21 protein-coding genes and 1 tRNA gene are annotated in these 16,725 nt (G+C 68.0%); 13 read left to right on the plus strand and 9 right to left on the minus strand.

Going from position 1 to position 16,725, the window contains the following annotated elements; genetic code table 11:
- Nucleotides 1–122: 122 nt before the first annotated feature.
- From HEB94_RS15135 to HEB94_RS15145, 3 genes are all read right to left on the minus strand, one after another.
- The gene (locus HEB94_RS15135; protein WP_192750485.1) at nt 123–533 is read right to left on the minus strand and encodes an NUDIX hydrolase; all 411 of its coding nucleotides are present in this window, start codon (nt 531–533) and stop codon (nt 123–125) included.
- Nucleotides 514–1,197: an NUDIX hydrolase gene (locus HEB94_RS15140; protein ID WP_192750486.1), complete on the minus strand. Its 684-nt coding sequence runs from the start codon at nt 1,195–1,197 to the stop codon at nt 514–516. Before HEB94_RS15140 ends, HEB94_RS15135 begins: the two co-directional genes overlap by 20 nt.
- 91 nt (nt 1,198–1,288) lie before the next feature.
- On the minus strand, nt 1,289–1,654 hold the full coding sequence (locus HEB94_RS15145) for a GntR family transcriptional regulator (protein ID WP_192750487.1): 366 nt from the start codon (nt 1,652–1,654) through the stop codon (nt 1,289–1,291).
- Nucleotides 1,655–1,875: 221 nt separating this feature from the next.
- Here HEB94_RS15145 and HEB94_RS15150 point away from each other — a divergent pair, with 221 nt between their 5' ends.
- The 11 genes from HEB94_RS15150 (at nt 1,876) to HEB94_RS15200 (ending at nt 8,984) form a co-directional block, all read left to right on the plus strand.
- Nucleotides 1,876–2,199: a hypothetical protein gene (locus HEB94_RS15150; protein WP_192750488.1), complete on the plus strand. Its 324-nt coding sequence runs from the start codon at nt 1,876–1,878 to the stop codon at nt 2,197–2,199.
- A 232-nt stretch (nt 2,200–2,431) separates the two neighbouring features.
- Nucleotides 2,432–2,860 carry a hypothetical protein gene (locus tag HEB94_RS15155; protein WP_192750489.1) on the plus strand — a complete coding sequence of 143 codons (429 nt, stop codon included), beginning with the start codon at nt 2,432–2,434 and terminating at the stop codon, nt 2,858–2,860.
- Nucleotides 2,861–2,891: 31 nt separating this feature from the next.
- On the plus strand, nt 2,892–3,728 hold the full coding sequence (locus tag HEB94_RS15160; RefSeq protein WP_192750490.1) for a hypothetical protein: 837 nt from the start codon (nt 2,892–2,894) through the stop codon (nt 3,726–3,728).
- Entirely contained in the window at nt 3,721–4,593 is an 873-nt protein-coding gene (locus HEB94_RS15165; RefSeq protein ID WP_192750491.1) for an FtsK/SpoIIIE domain-containing protein, read from the plus strand. The genes HEB94_RS15160 and HEB94_RS15165 overlap by 8 nt, the downstream gene beginning before the upstream one ends.
- Nucleotides 4,590–5,054, plus strand: a complete 465-nt coding sequence (locus tag HEB94_RS15170; protein WP_202896358.1) for an RRQRL motif-containing zinc-binding protein — start codon at nt 4,590–4,592, stop codon at nt 5,052–5,054. The genes HEB94_RS15165 and HEB94_RS15170 overlap by 4 nt, the downstream gene beginning before the upstream one ends.
- Entirely contained in the window at nt 5,051–5,389 is a 339-nt protein-coding gene (locus HEB94_RS15175; protein WP_192750492.1) for a hypothetical protein, read from the plus strand. The genes HEB94_RS15170 and HEB94_RS15175 overlap by 4 nt, the downstream gene beginning before the upstream one ends.
- The gene (locus HEB94_RS15180) at nt 5,386–5,676 is read left to right on the plus strand and encodes a hypothetical protein (RefSeq protein WP_192750493.1); all 291 of its coding nucleotides are present in this window, start codon (nt 5,386–5,388) and stop codon (nt 5,674–5,676) included. Before HEB94_RS15175 ends, HEB94_RS15180 begins: the two co-directional genes overlap by 4 nt.
- Nucleotides 5,673–5,894, plus strand: a complete 222-nt coding sequence (locus tag HEB94_RS15185) for a hypothetical protein (protein WP_192750494.1) — start codon at nt 5,673–5,675, stop codon at nt 5,892–5,894. The genes HEB94_RS15180 and HEB94_RS15185 overlap by 4 nt, the downstream gene beginning before the upstream one ends.
- Nucleotides 5,891–7,534: a replication initiator gene (locus tag HEB94_RS15190; RefSeq protein WP_202896359.1), complete on the plus strand. Its 1,644-nt coding sequence runs from the start codon at nt 5,891–5,893 to the stop codon at nt 7,532–7,534. The genes HEB94_RS15185 and HEB94_RS15190 overlap by 4 nt, the downstream gene beginning before the upstream one ends.
- Nucleotides 7,535–7,561: 27 nt before the next feature.
- Complete coding sequence (locus tag HEB94_RS15195) at nt 7,562–7,777, plus strand: helix-turn-helix domain-containing protein (protein ID WP_192750495.1); 216 nt, start codon at nt 7,562–7,564, stop codon at nt 7,775–7,777.
- Nucleotides 7,761–8,984 carry a site-specific integrase gene (locus HEB94_RS15200; protein ID WP_192750496.1) on the plus strand — a complete coding sequence of 408 codons (1,224 nt, stop codon included), beginning with the start codon at nt 7,761–7,763 and terminating at the stop codon, nt 8,982–8,984. The genes HEB94_RS15195 and HEB94_RS15200 overlap by 17 nt, the downstream gene beginning before the upstream one ends.
- A gap of 18 nt (nt 8,985–9,002) precedes the next feature.
- Here the strand turns inward: HEB94_RS15200 and HEB94_RS15205 are convergent.
- The 3 genes from HEB94_RS15205 to HEB94_RS15215 all read right to left on the minus strand — a co-directional run bounded on the left by HEB94_RS15205 (nt 9,003) and on the right by HEB94_RS15215 (nt 10,570).
- A tRNA-Pro gene (locus HEB94_RS15205) sits at nt 9,003–9,076 on the minus strand.
- 16 nt (nt 9,077–9,092) lie between these two features.
- Nucleotides 9,093–9,671, minus strand: coding sequence for a GNAT family N-acetyltransferase (locus tag HEB94_RS15210; RefSeq protein WP_192750497.1), 579 nt, complete (start codon nt 9,669–9,671; stop codon nt 9,093–9,095).
- Nucleotides 9,668–10,570: a metallophosphoesterase gene (locus HEB94_RS15215; protein ID WP_337917695.1), complete on the minus strand. Its 903-nt coding sequence runs from the start codon at nt 10,568–10,570 to the stop codon at nt 9,668–9,670. The genes HEB94_RS15210 and HEB94_RS15215 overlap by 4 nt, the downstream gene beginning before the upstream one ends.
- Nucleotides 10,571–10,664: 94 nt before the next feature.
- Here HEB94_RS15215 and HEB94_RS15220 point away from each other — a divergent pair, with 94 nt between their 5' ends.
- Complete coding sequence (locus HEB94_RS15220) at nt 10,665–11,117, plus strand: GatB/YqeY domain-containing protein (RefSeq protein ID WP_192750499.1); 453 nt, start codon at nt 10,665–10,667, stop codon at nt 11,115–11,117.
- A gap of 131 nt (nt 11,118–11,248) precedes the next feature.
- Here the strand turns inward: HEB94_RS15220 and HEB94_RS15225 are convergent, their stop codons facing one another.
- A complete protein-coding gene (locus tag HEB94_RS15225; protein ID WP_192750500.1) occupies nt 11,249–13,705 on the minus strand; it encodes a penicillin-binding protein in 2,457 nt (818 codons plus the stop codon).
- Nucleotides 13,706–13,942: 237 nt separating this feature from the next.
- Between HEB94_RS15225 and HEB94_RS15230 the strand changes: the two genes are divergently transcribed.
- Nucleotides 13,943–14,266: a WhiB family transcriptional regulator gene (locus HEB94_RS15230; RefSeq protein WP_192750501.1), complete on the plus strand. Its 324-nt coding sequence runs from the start codon at nt 13,943–13,945 to the stop codon at nt 14,264–14,266.
- Nucleotides 14,267–14,406: 140 nt separating this feature from the next.
- Here the strand turns inward: HEB94_RS15230 and bagB are convergent, their stop codons facing one another.
- The gene (gene bagB / locus HEB94_RS15235) at nt 14,407–15,531 is read right to left on the minus strand and encodes an ArsA family ATPase (RefSeq protein WP_420481589.1); all 1,125 of its coding nucleotides are present in this window, start codon (nt 15,529–15,531) and stop codon (nt 14,407–14,409) included.
- A 26-nt stretch (nt 15,532–15,557) separates the two neighbouring features.
- The gene (gene bagA / locus HEB94_RS15240) at nt 15,558–16,565 is read right to left on the minus strand and encodes an ATPase BagA (RefSeq protein ID WP_345483192.1); all 1,008 of its coding nucleotides are present in this window, start codon (nt 16,563–16,565) and stop codon (nt 15,558–15,560) included.
- Between the last annotated feature and the right edge of the window lie 160 nt (nt 16,566–16,725).

Here is a 16,725-nt window from a genome sequence, read left to right on the forward strand (position 1 = left end):
TATGAATCTGAGGTTATCGGCGGCGTCTCGGTGGACGCGCATATGCGGGGCTGCTCGACCGCTTCGACTCGGCAGAAGGTTGGAGCGGTTCAGTCAAGGCAGTGCAGGGCTCCGATAGGTCATCACTGAAGCTCTGCCTCTAGGTATTCCTGGACGGCAGGGAAGAAGCCGTAGGGAACGTACGTGGCAAGCTCGTCCCTCTTGCACCACGCGAGATCGGCCAGCTCGTCGGTGTCTACGACGTGGGCTTCGCCGGAGACGATCTCGCACGCGACGTAGATCATCTTGCGTCCCGTGTTCGGGTGGATGCGTTCGCCGAGGTTCTTCGCGGGTGTGACCGTGAGACCCACTTCCTCGCCAGTCTCTCGGGCGGCCGCTGCTTCGGCGGTCTCGTCTGGTTCGACCTCGCCGGATGGCAGGGCCCAGAGCAGGCTTCCTTCTCTTTGGCGACGCTGGACCAGCAAGACACGTCCGTCTTGCACGATTACCGCGGCGGCGACGGCAGGCCGTCCCTCAGGAAGCTGCTGTGTCATGTCGTCCCTCCAAGGTTCGAATCACAGGCGGATAGATCGAGTCTCGCGGAATGAACCGTGTCAGGTCCCCACGCTGCACCCAGGTGACGTCCACGTTCTCTACGACGTCCCTGTTCTCAGCTGTTCCTGCGAGGTAGTCACAGAGGAAGTATTCGCAGTAGACATGGGTCAGAGGGTGGAGTCGAGTGCCGAGGTTCTGGCTGATGGCGCAGTGGATTCCGGTCTCACTCAGCGTCTCCCGCACGGCGGTTGTTCCGCTTGACGTGCCGGGCTTGACCACGCCGGCGGGGAACTGCCAGGAGATCCCTCCGGCGTCATCTCCGCGTCGGCAGACGATCAGGACGTCATCGTCCCTGATGACGATCGCTATGGCGACTCGGAGCACCTGTGGGCTGCCCGCCGAGCCAGTCGAGGACGCGGCAGGCTGGTTGATGTCGCTGAGTAGACGTCCAAACCGCGACCGTGCGTCCGCTGGGGCTTGTTCGAGAGTGGCGTCCAAGATCTGCTGCATTTCAGTCTTGGGTATGAGGTCAGGCCTGCTGTGCCAGGTGCCAACGGTGCGTACGGCGATGCCAAGCTTGCGGGCGAAAGCTTCGTTGGTCATGCGTAAGGCGGCCTGCAAGGCGCAGGCGTGCTGGGCGGTCCAGACTTCGATGACTTCCATCGTTGCGGTCCCCCATGCTTGAAAAGTCATTACGGGTGCCGGTGTGTGTCATCTCGCTGCATCGTGGATGGGCTGTGAGTGCATCAGCGGTTCATGGCCGCTTCTGCCGTCCGGGGGTTGACTCAACCTCATGGGACTCCAGACGGTGGACGCGGGCCTCGAGCTCGTCAACACGGGAGGACAACTCCTCGAGCTTCGCCTGTGTCGGCTCCACTTGTGGTGCGGGTACAGCTCGGACGAAGACGCCAACGCCTTGCCGAGAGGTGATCACTCCTTCATAGCGGAGCACGGCAAGTGCCTGCTTCACCGTCATGTGCGAGATGCCGTACAGCTCAGAGATCTCGCGTGTGGGCGGAAGGCGGTCACCAACCTCGTAGTCGCCACGCCTGATGGCGTCACGCAGGTCGTCCGCCACCTGCACATAGCGCGGACGAGGATCTTCGAGGTCGGATCGCACCGCCCAAGGATAGACGACTCGGCTAGCTGGCCCCCGCCGAAGTGTTTGCGTTCGCCCAGGTCTGGGTGCATCATGTAGCTAGCTAAGCTTTCTAAGAAGGCTAAGTGCGCCGCCAGGTTGGCTGGCTGGCCCGTTCGAGTCGGGCGCGTGCACGGAGCCACACAGGGCGTGTGGTGAGGCGTGGTGCCTCGTTCCATCGATCCCATAAGGGGAGTGCACTCATGAATCTGCATCTGGATGGGTCGCGTTGGACGTTCACGGTGACGAAGGCTCCGGAGCCGAAGACTGACAACGAGGGACGTCAGAAGACGGACCGTAGGACCGGGGAGAGGTTGACTGTCACCCAGATGATGGCACTCAACGCTGAGGACGGGGCTGATGTCATCACGGTCACTGTGGCAGGAGACGTGCCGAAGGTGAGCGTGGGGCAGATCGTGACCCCGGTTGAGCTGGAAGCCATCCCCTGGGCGACGAACGGCCGTAACGGTGTGGCCTACCGGGCCAAGTCTCTCGACACCCCGAAGCAGGGCGTCAAGGCCGCCTAAAGCCCCAGGTCAGGCGGTGGACGGCGACACACAACCTGAGTCGAGTGCGACTTTCATGAACGCCCTGCCGTGCCGGGCAGGGATGCGCCGCTGACGGCGCGACACAGCTATACGACACAGAAACGGCCCCACGAATGGGGCCGCTCCCAGAAGACAGGCAGAGAGCCGGGACTGGTTGAGCGCCTTCCCGGCTCTCTGCCTTTTTTCAACCCCTCACCAGAAGGGCTTTGCCATGTCCGATGCTACCCACAACCCGAACCCCGACGACCCGTATCGGGGAGAACCGGCAGGGGATGAGTCGGCCGCCCACGCCGAACACGGCCGCAGCTGGGCCCGCAACGAGGTAGCGCTGCGTGCGTTCCGCCTGATGGCGGTGTATGAGCACCTGCGCCAGGCGGTGGACTGGATGTCCGCCGAACTGAAGGCACAAGAACGACTGTTCGAGGCCTTCCCCGACGCCCAGGGCGCGCAGGCGGTGATGGCTGACGCGGCGGCGATGACCGCGGCGATCCTGGCCGAACGTGACCACGCCGCCGAGGTCGTGTGCTCGATCTTCGGAGAGACGGCGTTCAAGACCGGAGAGGTCCACCTGGCCTTCCACAAGGTCTCCGCCGTCCTGGACGACATCGCCCGGGAGGCCGGTGAGAACCGTGCCCCGTAGCAACAGCAACCGTGTCCGCGCGGTGGAGAACGTGAAACCGCGCATCCATCAACGCTGGCTCGCCCAGCTGCTGCTCGCCTGCTGGCGGTGGCTCCCCGAAACCTTCGCTGCATGTGTGGTGGTGCTCGCCTACGTCCAGCTGGAGCAGATGGACCTGCCGCCGTGGGCGGCCGGATCCGTGCTGGTCGCACCCGTCACTCTGCTCCTGGTCATTCCGCCGACTGGGCGGGTCCTGGTGGCGTGGTTCTGGGTCGATGTGACCCGACACCGGCTACGCACCTTCATGTCGGAGAACGGGCTCCGTAACCGCTCCGGCCGCCTCCCATGGCTGGCCGTCATCTATCCCACCGCTGTCGGTGAACGCGCCTGGATGGTCCTCGTGGGAGGGATCTCCTGCACCGACGTCGAAGAACGACTCAAGTCCCTCGGCTCCACCTGCTACGCCCGCGACGGCCAGGTCGTCGCCCACCGCAAGTGGAGCCACCTCATCCGCATCGACATCACCCGCCGTGACCCCCTCGACTCCACCAAACCCGTCCGGTCACGGCTCCTCCCCAAAAACACCCCATCCGAACTCCTCCCACCCAGCCCCAACCCGGCCGACAGCGCCGGCGCATCGCACTGGGCTATCGGGATCGGACTGCCCCTCAACCACGACACCAACAACGAAGACAGCAAAGCGCCGAACGGCCAACCCAACGGTCACGGCCAGGTGGACGGCATGAAGGCCATCGAGCCGCCGACACCCCCAACCAAGAACCAGAAGGAGTCCGCAAACAAGAGGAAGCCGAGTAAGGAGGCACCCACCACCGCGGCCAGTCCTGCGGTGTTGTCGGCCTCCGGTGAGGACGTCTCCGATTATGTCTAGCCGCCAACTCGGCGGACTGGTGCTCCCCGGCCTCACGGCCGGGGACACCCCCGCCACCACCACCCCCGCTACTTCCGTCTCGGGGCTGTCGGCCTACGACAAGGTGCACTTCGGTATCGATGAGTACGGCCGGCCCCTGCAGGTCGAGTTGGCCTCCCGCAGCCTGCTCGCCGGCGGGCTGTCCCGCTCGGGGAAGTCCGGGTTCATCTCCAACGGCGTCGGCCACATGTCCCAGTGCACTGATGCCCGCATCATCCTCATCGACGGGAAGATCGTCGAGCTGATCCTGTGGAAAGAGACCGCCGACTTCTTCGTCGGCCCCGACCCCGTACTGGTCAACCACGTGCTGTTCACCCTCCAGGAGGAGATGAACCGCCGCTACGAATGGCTCACCCACCGCCGACGCCGCAAGGTCGTCAAAGGCGACGGCATGGACCTGATCACCGTCTGGATCGACGAACTGTCGGTGTTCACCACCGTCTACGGCACCCGCGACACCCAAGAACGCTTCCTCTCCCTGCTCATGGACCTCGTACAGCGAGGCCCGGCGGCCGGGATCGTCGTCGTCGCGGCCACACAGCGGCCCTCGGCTGAGATCGTGCCGACCCGGGTGCGGGACGTGTTCTCCTACCGGGTCGCGTTCCGCTGCTCCACCCAGGCGTCCTCCGACATCATCCTGGGCACCGGCTGGGCCGACCTGGGCTATGACGCCTCCAAGATCCCCACCAACCGGCCCGGTGTCGGCTACTGCCTCGCCGAAGAAGGCCGACCCTTCCGCTTCCGGTCGGTCTACCTGGAAGACGAGGAGATCGACACCCTCGTCGCCCGCTCCCTCTCAATCCGCGGGATGGCGGGTGCCGCATGAGCACCTACACCGGCCCCCGCAACCAGCCATCCCGTCGACGAACTCGTCCACGCCCTGGTCCACGCCGTCGTTTCCGCCGTCAGCTGGCCGAGTTCGACGACCCGACCGGTGCCCGGCACGGCGGGCTCCCCACCTACCCCTGGCACATGGCCCCGGAAGGGCTGGCCACCAAACGACAGCTCCTGGCCCTCGAGCTGCGACCGGGCGGGCAACCCATCGCCGCCCAGGTCATGTGGATACGCCACGGCCAACCAGCCGTCGCCTACCTCTACGACATCGCCAAAGCGAAGCCGAAGCGGATCCCCACCCTGGCGCAGCTGCACGCCATCGAGAAAGCACTCGCCGCACGCCGCACCTGCCCCCTGTGCGGGATCGACGCCGGCTACACCATCCCCACCTCGCTCGGCTGCTGCCTCAACTGCGCCACGCCCAACACGACTCAGGAAGGACAAGCAGCATGATTACCCCCACCGCGGAACCCACGACGGCTCCGCACGCGGCCACGCTGGAGGCCCTCAACCGGATCACGTTGCTCATGCGTGAGCACCGCGACGAGATCCCTCCCCAGGCGCTCTACATCGTCCTCACCGGCTATGACCGTCGCGTCGACGTCCAGGTCACCAAGATGGCCGGTACACGCGAACAGCGCTGGGCCCTGGTCGACCGGATCGCGCAGATCTGCGGCAACCCGACACCGGAGAAGCACACCTTCCAAGGCTCCCTCTTCTACGCGAGCGACTCGCCGGGCTGGCACATCTACACCGTCGACGACATCGCCGAGGACGGCGCGGCATGAGCGACACCACACCAGTCGCCGTCCCTGACGCCTCGTATGCGGAGCGGTTCAAGGCCCGGCTCATCGAGCACGGCTACCAACACAACGTCGCCGCCCGTAACGCCTACACCGTGGGCGTCCTCGCCTTCCTCCTCGAGGAAGCCATCCAGGCCGCCTGCCTGGACGACATGCGCGCACAAGTTGCCCGCGGCCTGGCGATCGTCGACGCCTTCGACCAGCTCTGCGACACCGACACCCACACCACCCTCCACAACCCCGACCAGTTGAAGGGAGGCGACCTGTCGTGAGCGTCCGCTCCTACACCGTGTGGGGCGCCACCTGCGACTCCTGCGACGCCGACTTCGAAACCACCCACAACGACCTCCCCTGCGACCGGGAAGACCTCACCGACTTCGGCTGGGCCATCGACGGCGACAACGCCCTCTGCCCCTCCTGCGCGGCACGGGAAGGCACCCGCCCCGAAGACCGCAAAGTCACCTCCATCACCAGCAGGCGGCCTGCGTGACCCACTCGACGCCGACCATCACCCCCGACACCCATGCGGTGCCGGGGGCGGTGGCCGCTGCCCAAACAGCCGCTGCCGGAACCCACTTTGCCGTCCCTTCCGCGATCGAGCGGGCCGGTCGAGACGACTACGGCCGCTGGCTCAACCATGTGCACTCCGCGGCCGGCTGCTCCCAACCTGTCCGCCTCGCGGGCAGGTTCCGCATGGCCACCGTCGACACCACTTCCGGTGAGATCACCCGGGAGGGTCCGGAGGTGTCCACCGCCGACATGCCGGACGGGGTGCTCTACAAGGCCTGCGGCAACCGCCGGGCGGCGGTGTGCCCGTCGTGCGCGGAGATCTACCGGGCCGATGCCTACCAGCTCGTCCTCGCCGGCCTCCGCGGCGGCAAGGGCATCCCAGAGACGGTCAGTGGGCATCCTGCGGTGTTCGCCACGACGACCGCCCCCGGGTTCGGCATCGTGCACACCACGCGGACCACGAAGAAGGGCCAGCCTGCCCCCTGCCGGGCCAGGCGCACCCCCGACGTGTGTCCGCACGGTGTTGACCTGTGCTGCATGCGCCGCCACGCAGACGGGGACGAGCAGCTCGGACAGCCTCTGTGTCCGGACTGCTACGACTATGAGCACCACGCGGTGTGGAACGCGTTCGCTGGCGAACTGTGGCGGCGCACCACCATCAAAGCCAACCGGATGCTGCACAAGTGGGCACGTCACCGCGGCTACGCAGAACGGATTGTCGACCCGGAGACGGGCAAAGCCAGGTGGAAGACCCCGGTCCGGATCAGCTTCGGGAAGGTCGCGGAGTTCCAACGCCGCGGCCTGGTCCACTTCCACATCCTCGCCCGCTTCGACGGCATCGACTTCGACAACCCCGAAGCGATCGTGCCGCCGCCGGACTGGGCGAACAGCTTCCTCCTCTCGTCGTTGCTGCAGTACGCGGTCGCTCGCACCAGCTACGTCACGCCCGCCCTGGTCGTCGGTGACCACCGCCGGCGGCTGCTCGTCGACGAGCCGGACGGGTGGCTCCTGGCGTGGGGTGAACAACTCGACGTCCGTCCGGTCCGGATGCGCGGGGACGACAAGCTCACCGATGAACGTGTCGCCGTCGAACTCGACCACCACGGGCGTACCCGCATGCTCTCCGGCAACGCGGTAGCCGGCTACCTGGCCAAGTACGCCACCAAAGCCACCGAGGCCGTCGGGCACTCCTCCCGCCGGCTCACACCGTCCACGGTTGGCCTGTTCGCGAACGACAGCCACCCCGGCCGCCTCATCGCCGCCTGCTGGCGGCTGTCCCAACGCGGCCTGCAGACCACCAGCGCGTGGAAGGACGGCAGCTACTACCGGCTGCGGCGGTGGGCGCACATGCTCGGCTACGGCGGCCACTTCTTCACCAAGTCCCGCCGCTACTCCGCCACCTTCCGCCAACTCCGCCAAGCCCGCATCGACTGGCGGAGAGCACACCATCAATCGGCCGAACACCTCGAGGAGCACCAGGTCCTGGCGGTCATCGGCGAACTCGTCTACACCGGCACCGGTTGGCACACCACCGGCGACGCGCTGCTCGCCAACACCGCGGCTGCGATGGCACGCGAGCAACGCCAAACCGGACGACTGGAGATCGCAACCAACGGTTGACACATCGAGCTGATCTGAGGAGGGGCTATGCAATCAGAGGAGTCTCGGAGGCTGTATCGGATCCCGCACGCGATGCGCTTGCTGAGCATGAGCCGCACTGTCATCTACGAGAAGATCCGGGCCGGTCGGCTTCGTATCGTCAAGGAGGGCCGTACGACGCTTGTGCCTGCTGAGGCGATTGAGGAGTACGTCGAACTGCTTAAGCAGGAAGCGGAGGTCTCGCGTTATGGCAAAGCGTCGTAGCCGTGGTGACGGTGGCCTCCACTGGGACGAAGCCCGGCAGCGTTGGATCGCCACTGCCCAGCTCGGCTTTCGGCCGAATGGCAAGCGCATCGTCAAGAAGGGGAGTGGCAGGACTAAGACGGAGGCGAAGCAGAAGCTCAAAGAGGTGCTGCGTGACCTCGAGGATGGGCTTCCTGTCGTCCGCGACGATCACACGGTTGCGTATGCCGTGCGGTCGTGGCTGTCCTACGGCTTGACGGGCCGCGATCCGAGCACCCTGAAGACCCGCACGATCTTGGCGAATGTCCATGTCATCCCTGATCTCGGGGCGCGCAGGCTGAGGGATTTGACGGCGGACGACGTGGACAGGTGGTTGGCGGCCAAGGCGCAGGATCTCAGCACTCGGTCGCTGCGGGACATTCATTCGATCTTGAGGCGCTCGATCGCGAGGGCGCAGGCCCGTGATCAGGTGAAGCGCAACGTTGCCCTGCTGTGCGATGTACCGAAAGGTCGGGAAGGGCGACCTTCCAAGTCGTTGACCTTCGACCAGGCGAGGGCGGTACTCGCAGTCGCGGGGGAGACGCGTCTCCACGCCTACGTGGTCCTGGCGTTGCTGACGGGGGCGCGGACGGAGGAGCTGAGAGCGCTGACCTGGGATCATGTCGACCTGGTGGGCGATCCGACGAGTGTCCCGCCGATTCCTCCGTCTCTGGCGGTGTGGAGATCAGTTCGGGCGGGTGGTGACACGAAGACCCGGCGGTCCCGCCGTACGCTCGGACTTCCTCGTCGGTGCGTGGCCGTGCTCCAGGCGCATGCCGTGCGGCAGCAGCGGGAGCGGACGGAGGCGGGGGATCGGTGGCAGGAGCACAACCTGGTGTTCTCGTCCAAGGTCGGGACCGAGCTGGACGCGGCGAACGTCCGCCGGGCCTTCCGCCAGGTCGTGAAGCTCGCCGGGCTGGATCCGACCCAGTGGACCCCGCGGGAGCTCCGGCACAGCTTCGTGTCGCTTCTGTCCGACGCGGGGGTGCCGTTGGAGCGGATCGCGCAGCTGGTGGGCCACAGCGGCACGTCGGTGACCGAGACCGTCTACCGGAAGCAGCTGCGACCGGTCATGACGGAGGGCGCGGAGATCATGGACGGGCTCTTCGCGACCGGCGACGCCCCGTCTGGCCGTAGTCACTCAGTTAGTCACTCAGAGGATGGCGAAGGGGGTGTCACCTGGTGGTGACACCCCCTCTGACCTGCGTCGGGGTGGCGGGATTTGAACCCACGACCTCTTCGTCCCGAACGAAGCGCGCTACCAAGCTGCGCCACACCCCGCAAACGCCTGAGGAGTCTATCGGGCCCCTCGGCGGGACTGCGACTGGGTATCGGTCGAGGCGTCCGCGATGCCCCGGTAGACCGTCAGCTGCCACTGCTGGAAGGGCACCTGACGCCAGAAGGAGAACCCCAGCTTCTCCATCACCCGGACCGATCGGACATTGGCGGCGACGGTGATCGCGATCAACGAGGGGAGTCCGAGGGTGCCGTAGGCCAGGTCACGGACCGCCAGGGCGCCCTCCGTGGCGAGGCCGCGGCCCCAGGCGCTCCGGGCCAGCCGCCAGCCGATCTCCACCTCGTCCGGGACCGCGCGGTGCTGGTGGAGCCCAATGAAGCCGGCGAGCTCGCCCGTGGAGCGGAGCTCGACGGCGTACAGGCCGTAGCCACGCTCCTGCCAGTGCTCGTCGATGCGCTCGGCGAGCAGGTCGGCCTCGGCCTCGCTCATCGGCGTACCGGTGATGTGCTCCATCACCATCGGGTCCGCGTTGAGCGCGTTGAACGCCGGACGGTCCTCGGGCCGCCAGGTACGCAGCACCAGGCGCGGGGTCTCCAGCCGAGCGGGAACCCTGAGCAGACCACCCCGAGGCGCCGTCACAGGGCCGAACGGAGGGTCAGCAGGCTGGCCTCGGGGTAGCACGCGAAACGTACCCGTGCGTACGGCGAGGTGCCGAGCCCGGCGGACACATGCAGCCAGGACGGCCCCCAGCGCGAGAGCCCCTTGGCCCGCCCGGTGTCCAGGTCACAGTTGGTCACCAGCGCACCGTACCCCGGCACGCAAAGCTGGCCACCGTGGGTGTGACCGGCCAGCAGGAGGCGGTAGCCGTCGCCGACCATCGCGTCGAGCACCCGGCGGTAGGGGGCGTGGGTGACCCCGATGGTGACCTCGGCGGAGGTGTCGGCCGGCCCGGCGACCTCTTCGTACCGGTCCGCGTGCATATGCGGGTCGTCCACGCCGGCGAACGCCAGTCGCCTGCCGTCGGCCTTGAGCTCGCCCTTGGCGTTGTTGAGATCGAGCCAGCCCGCCTCGGCGAACCCGGCGCGCAGCCGCTCCGTGGGCAGCCGCGGCGACACGAGCGGGCGGGGGCCCTTCTTGCGCCACAGGTAGCGGGTCGGATTGAAGCGCGACGGCGTGTAGTAGTCGTTGGAACCGAAGACGAAGACGCCCGGCAGCTCCAGCAACGGCTCGTAGGCACGCAGGACCAGCGGCACCGAGTCGGGGTGGGAGAAGTTGTCGCCCGTGGTGACCACCAGATCGGGCTCGAGGGCGGCGAGGCCGCGTACCCACTCGATCTTGTCCCGCTGGTCCGGCATGAGGTGAAGGTCGGACAGGTGCAGGATGCGCAGCGGTCGGCTGCCCGGCGCGAGGACCGGGACGTTGAAGCGGCGCAGACGGTAGGCCCGGACCTCATAAGCCGCGGCGTACGCCACGCAGGCGGCACCGGCGACGGTCGCGCCGGCAACGGTTCGCAGGGAGTACTTGAGCAGCGGATGCACCTCGCCAGGGTCCCATATGTGTGACGCGTCGGCGAACACGCGACGACCGGTCGAGCGCCGAACGTCGGGCGCGCGCGACCGTAGGATCAGGCGCATGAGCGACCTCAAGGACCGTCTGCGTGCCGACCTGACCGCCGCGATGAAGGCGCGGGACGCCCTGCGCGCGTCGACGCTGCGAATGACCCTGACCGAGGTGACGAACGCCGAGGTCGCGGGGGCCACGGCGCGGGAGTTGAGCGATGCCGAGGTGCTGGAGGTCCTCGACAAGGAGGCCAAGAAGCGCCGCGAGGCCGCCGAGGCCTTCGACCAGGCCGGGCGTGCCGAGCTCGCCACCAAGGAACGCAGCGAGGGCGAGATCCTCGCGGAGTATCTGCCCGCCCAGCTCTCCGAGGACGAGCTGGCCGGGATCGTCCGTGCGGCGGTCACCGAGGCCGGCGCCAGCGGCATGAAGGACATGGGCAAGGTGATGAAGATCGTGCAGCCCCAGGTCAAGGGGCGGGCCGAGGGCGGCCGCGTCGCCGCCGCCGTCCGCGCCCAGCTGGGCTGAGCTCGGCGGTGTGAGCGCGGCTCCAGCACACGCTCACACCAGCCGGGTGACCGCACCCACGCGAAGGGCCGCCTGCACCGACAGTTTCGTCGGTGCAGGCGGCCCTTCCTCACGCTGTCGGGCGGGCGGGGTTATCCCGTGCCCCCCAGGAACCCGGAAGCTCCGAGGAGGCCGGGTATGCCCGGACCGTTGGGCCCGCCGGGCCCTCGTGGCAGGTTCGGTCCTCGGGGACCGTCCGGGCCACCGGGCGGCTTGGGCAGGTCAGGCACCCGCGGCAGGTCGGGCGGGAGCGGCGGCTGCGGCGGCGGCGCCGGCGGCGTGCCGTCGGAGAGATAGATGGTGACGGTCGTACCGGAGCCGGCCGTGCTGTTGGGGCCGGGGCTCTGCCGGGCGACGGTGCCGCGCGGCAGACCGGAGTCGACGTAGCTGCCCATTGCCATCGTGAAGCCCGCGGCCTTGAGCGTGCGCTCGGCCTTGGACCGGCCCATCGAGATGACGGACGGGACGTTGGTCGGGATGCCCTGCACCAGGTCGGGGTTGGGCTCGACGAAGTTGGCGCTCTTGCGCCCCTCCAACGCGCCCTTCATCGCGGCGGTCCACATCGGACCGGCGAGCTTGCCACCCCAGACCTGGTCGCCGCCGACGGTGCGTCCGGCGATCCGGGTGCCGAGGAGGCTCTTCTGCGGCGGGTCGGCGTCGGTGATCACCGCGGCGGTGGCGAGGTTGGTGGTGTAGCCCATGAACCAGACGCCGATGCGGTCTTCGCTGGTACCGGTCTTACCGGCCGCCTGCCGCCCGTCGAGGTGCATGTCGGCACCGGTGCGGCCCGGGTCGGGGCCGTCGATGACCTGACGCAGCGTGTAGTTGACGCCGTCGGCGACTTCCTTGGGGATCTCCTGCTTGCACTGGGGACCCTGGACCTTCACCTGGTTACCGGTGCGGTCGGTGACCTCGGTGATCGGGATGGCCTTGCAGTGCAGCCCACGGGCGGCGAAGGAGGCGTAGGCCTCGGCCATCGACACCGGAGCGATCTCGTTGACACCGAGGGTGAACGGCTTGACCTGCTGCAGCGGGTCACCGTCGCTGCGGGTGGCGCCCAGCCGGGTCGCGATGTTGGCCGGCTCGCAGATGCCGGTCTGCTTCTCGAGGTTGCCGAAGAAGGTGTTGACCGAGTGGGTCGTGCCGGAGATCAGGGTGCTGGTCGAGCCGGCGCTGGTGGAGTTGCTGACTTTCCAGGGCAGGCGGTTGTAACCCGGCTTGCCGTTCTCGCAGGTCCGCACCGGTCCGGTGATCACCGTGCTGCCCGGCGACGGGAACTCCGCGGTCAGCGGGATGCCCTGCCGGATCGCTGCCGCCAGCACGAACGGCTTGAACGTCGAACCCGGCTGGTAGCCGATGCTGCCGTTGTACTTGTGCTGGGCGTTGAGGTTGATGAACGTCTTGCCCTTGCCGCGGCCGTAGCCCCGCGACTGCGCCATGGCCTTGATGTAGCCGGTGCCCGGCTCGACCATGGACAGCGCCCCGATCGCGCCGTCGGTCGGGTGGACGTTCTCCGAGACCGCCTTGTCGGCCGCCCGCTGGGCCTGCGGGTCGAGCGTCGTCCGGATCGTCAGGCCGCCCTGGTCGATCACCCGGCGCCGCTCGTCGCGGGTCTTGCCGAGGGCGGGGTCGTCGAGCAGGACCTGCTCGGCGTAGTCGCAGAAGAACGGATACGGCGAGTAGTAGCAGCCGCGCGGCGTCTTGTTCATCCGCAGGCCGAGGCCGGCCTTGCGGGCCTCCTCGTAGGTCGGCTGGGAGATCATCCCCACGTCGGCCATGCGGGACAGCACGAGGTTGCGCCGGCTGAGCGTGGCCTGCGGGTCGACGGCCGGGTTGACGTTGTTGGGGTCACGCACGATGGAGGCGAGCGTGGCCGCCTGCGTCAGCGTCAGCTTGCTCGCGGAGGTGCTGAAGTAGTGCTTCGCGGCGGACTCGACGCCGTAGGCGCCGTCGCCGAAGTAGACGATGTTGAAGTACTTCTCGAGGATCTCGTCCTTGGTCATCGTCTTCTCGAGCTCGACCGCGTAGCGCAGCTCCTGGAGCTTGCGGCCGTAGGAGTCCTCGACGACCTTCTGCTGCTCAGCCTCGGTCGCGGCCGTCTCGAAGAGGACCTGCTTGACGTACTGCTGAGTGAGGCTCGAACCACCCTGGGAGACGCCGCCCGACTGGGAGTTGCGGACGAACGCGCGGAGCGTTCCCTGGGCGTCGAGGGGCCCGTGCTGGTAGAACCGCGCGTCCTCGATCGCGAGGAGGGCGTTCTGCATGACCTTCGCGACCTGCTTGAGCGGGACCTCGACGCGGTTCTGGTCGTAGAACGTCGCGATGAGGGACCCATCGGCTGCCAACAGCCGGCTCCGCTCCGGAAGGGGCGGATCCTGCAGATTGGCGTCCATGTTCTCGAATGCGTCGGTCGTGGACTGGGTAGACAGTCCCAGCAAGCCGGCGAACGGGACCACCAAACCGGCGGCAAGCGCGCCGGTGAGCGCGCTGATCACGACGAACAGCAGGAGCTGCGAGACGAACCCCCGCTCTCCCCGCGTTCGTGACATGGCACGGATTGGGCTCATAGGGGCATAGCCTACGCGGTCGCCTGAACTGATCGCTGCGTCAAAGTACTCGACCTCCCGAGCGGTTCTTACCCAGTGGGCAGGCCGACACAATCACAAATCTGGTCTTCGGGGGCTGTCGCTTTGGGCGCCTCTGGCTTTACCGTTCTGCCAGGACGTTGGGGGAACGTCCGCGCATCGGTCACCTTGCGTGGCCGACGTCAGGGGAGGGACTACAGAATGACATGGAATGGCGACTGGGTCCGGCTGGCCGCCTGCCGCGGAAGCGACGAACCCGACAGGCTGTTCGTCCAAGGGGCCGCGCAACACGATGTCAAGACCGTGTGCATGGGCTGCCCGGTGCGGACCGAGTGCCTCGCTGAGGCACTGGACGGCCGCATCGAGTGGGGGGTTTGGGGAGGAATGACCGAGCGCGAACGTCGTGCCGTGCTCCGTCGCCGCCCCACAGTGACATCGTGGCGGCAACTGCTCGAAACCGCTCGTACCGAGTACGAGCGGGCCTACACCCGACACGGATCCGCCCGGGTTCGCGCTGTCGGTTGAGGCACGTCTCCTGCCAGGACACCCCGTCCCGGACCTAGCACGGGGGACTGGCGCGACACCCGTTCGAACGACGATCTTCAGTCCGAGGGACCAAGGTCCCTCGGACTGAAGTCACGTCAGGGCCTGTCCCGCCGAAAACGTCACTCACCGCTCAACCGGGCACCGATCTCCCGGAGGCCGTCCAGGTCGTGCACGTCGGACGACAGGGCCGGCACGCTCGCGACCGCCACACCCGGGTGGGCGGAGCCGAACCTCTCGGCGAGCCGGCGTTCGCGGCTCGCGCGCAGCATCCGCTCGCCGTGCAGCCGCAGCACCGCCGCGGCCGCCGGGTGCTTGCCGGACTCCGTGAGTGCCTCAGCGGCGGAAAGACTGCGCTCGGCCGAGACGTGCGTCGCCGCCGGAGCCGCCATCCGGTTGAGTACCAGCCCGGCCAGCGGCATCCGTTCGTCCCGCAGCCGCTCGACGAAGTACGAGGCCTCCCGCAGGGCGTCCGGCTCGGGCGCGGCCACCACCAGGAACGCCGTACGGCTCTGCTGGAGGAGCGCGAAGGTGCGTTCGGCGCGCTCCCGGAACCCGCCGAAGGTCGAGTCGAGCGCGGCGACGAAGGTCTGGATGTCGGTGAGGACCTGCGCGCCGACCAGTTTGGTCAGAGCGCCGGTGACCATGCCCATCCCGGCGGAGAAGATCCGGATCGGCCCGCGGGCGGGTGCGCTCAGGAGCCGGAGCAGCCGACTGTCCAGGAACGACGACAGCCGCTGCGGTGCGTCCAGGAAGTCCAGGGCGGAGCGCGAGGGCGGGGTGTCGACCACGATCAGGTCGTAGCTGCCGTTGGCGGAGGCGGCCGTGTGGAGCTGGCCGAGCTTCTCCATCGCCATGTACTCCTGGGTCCCCGCGAACGACGACGAGAGCGCGATGTAGAAGGGGTTCTCCAGGATCTGTTGTGCCTTGTCCGGCGAGGCGTGGTTGAGCACCACGTCGTCGAACGTGCGCTTCATGTCCAGCATCATCGCGTCGAGGTGGCCGCCCTTCTTCGTGTCGATCCCCTCGACCCGGCGGGGCGTGTCGTCGAGCTCGGGCAGCCCCATCGCCTGGGCGAGCCGGCGGGCGGGGTCGATGGTGAGGACCACGACGCGGCGGCCCCGCTCGGCGGCGCGTACCCCGAGCGCGGCGGCGGTCGTCGTCTTGCCGACACCGCCGGAGCCGCAGCAGACCATGATCTCGATCGAGGGGTCGTCGAGCAGCGCGTCGACCTCGAGACTGTGCAGCCCGGCCAGCGGGTGCGCCCCCCGGCTCACGCCATCCCCTGCGCGGTGAGCTCGTGGCTGAGTTCGAAGAGGCCGCCGAGGTCGACACCGTCGATGAGGCGGGGCAGTTCGTAGGTGGGACGACCGAGTTCGACGACGCGGGCGCGCAGGGTGTCCTCCAGGGCGACCCGGGTCGCGTGCTCGCGGGCCTCGGTGAGCAGTCCGGTGACGGTCTCGTCGTCGGCCGCGAGTTTGGTCTCCTTCAGGGCGGCGGTGAAGTCCGCCCTCGGCAGCGAGCCGTCCGCCGCGGCGGCCAGCATCTTCTTGTCCAGGGGACTGCGCTCGGCGAGGTTGACGACCACCGAACCGATCGGGATGCGGGCCGCGCGTAGTTCGGCGATGCCGTCGGCGGTTTCCTGCACGGGCATCTCCTCGAGCAACGTCACGAGATGGACGACGGTCTGCGGCGAGCGCATCAGCGACATGATGCTGTCGGCCTGCCGGCGGATCGGCCCGACCCGGGCGATGTCGGCGACTCCGGCGTTCACGCCGAGGAACCGCGCGATCCGGCCGGTGGGCGGAGCGTCCAGGACGACGCTGTCGTAGATACGGGCATCGCGCCGCTTCTTCTCCTTGCGGCGTACGGCCTCGTAGACCTTTCCGGTGAGGAGTACGTCGCGGACGCCGGGAGCGATCGTGGTCGCGAAGTCGACGGCGCCCACCTTGTCCAGCGCCCGCGCGGCCCGGCCCATCCGGTAGTACATCTCGAGGTACTCGGTGAGTGCCGCCTCCGGGTCGATGGCGAGGCCGTAGACCTCTCCGCCCGGGCTGTTCTCGGGTACGGCGACGAGTCGGTGCTCGTCGTAGGGCTGCCTCGGGGAATCGAACATACGGGCGATTCCCTGCCGGCCCTCCACCTCGCACAACAGGACGGTCTGGCCGTCGGCGGCGAGCGACAGCGCGAGGGCCGCGGCCACCGTGCTCTTCCCGGTGCCACCCTTGCCCGTCACTATGTGGAGGCGAACACCCTCCCAATCGCTCTCGCGGCGCGTCACGCTCGTCGAGCCTAGCCGCTGAACGCGCGGAGCCGGTACACGACCTGCGGACTCCCGCCCTCGGGCCGCTTCTTCTCGGCTGCCGGGTCGGCATCGGGAGTCCGGTGATCCACGATCCCCGCCCCTAGGACGCCGTCACCTCGGCGGGCCGCCCGGTGTC

The organism is Actinopolymorpha pittospori (assembly GCF_014873875.1).
GTDB classification, from domain to species: domain Bacteria; phylum Actinomycetota; class Actinomycetes; order Propionibacteriales; family Actinopolymorphaceae; genus Actinopolymorpha; species Actinopolymorpha pittospori.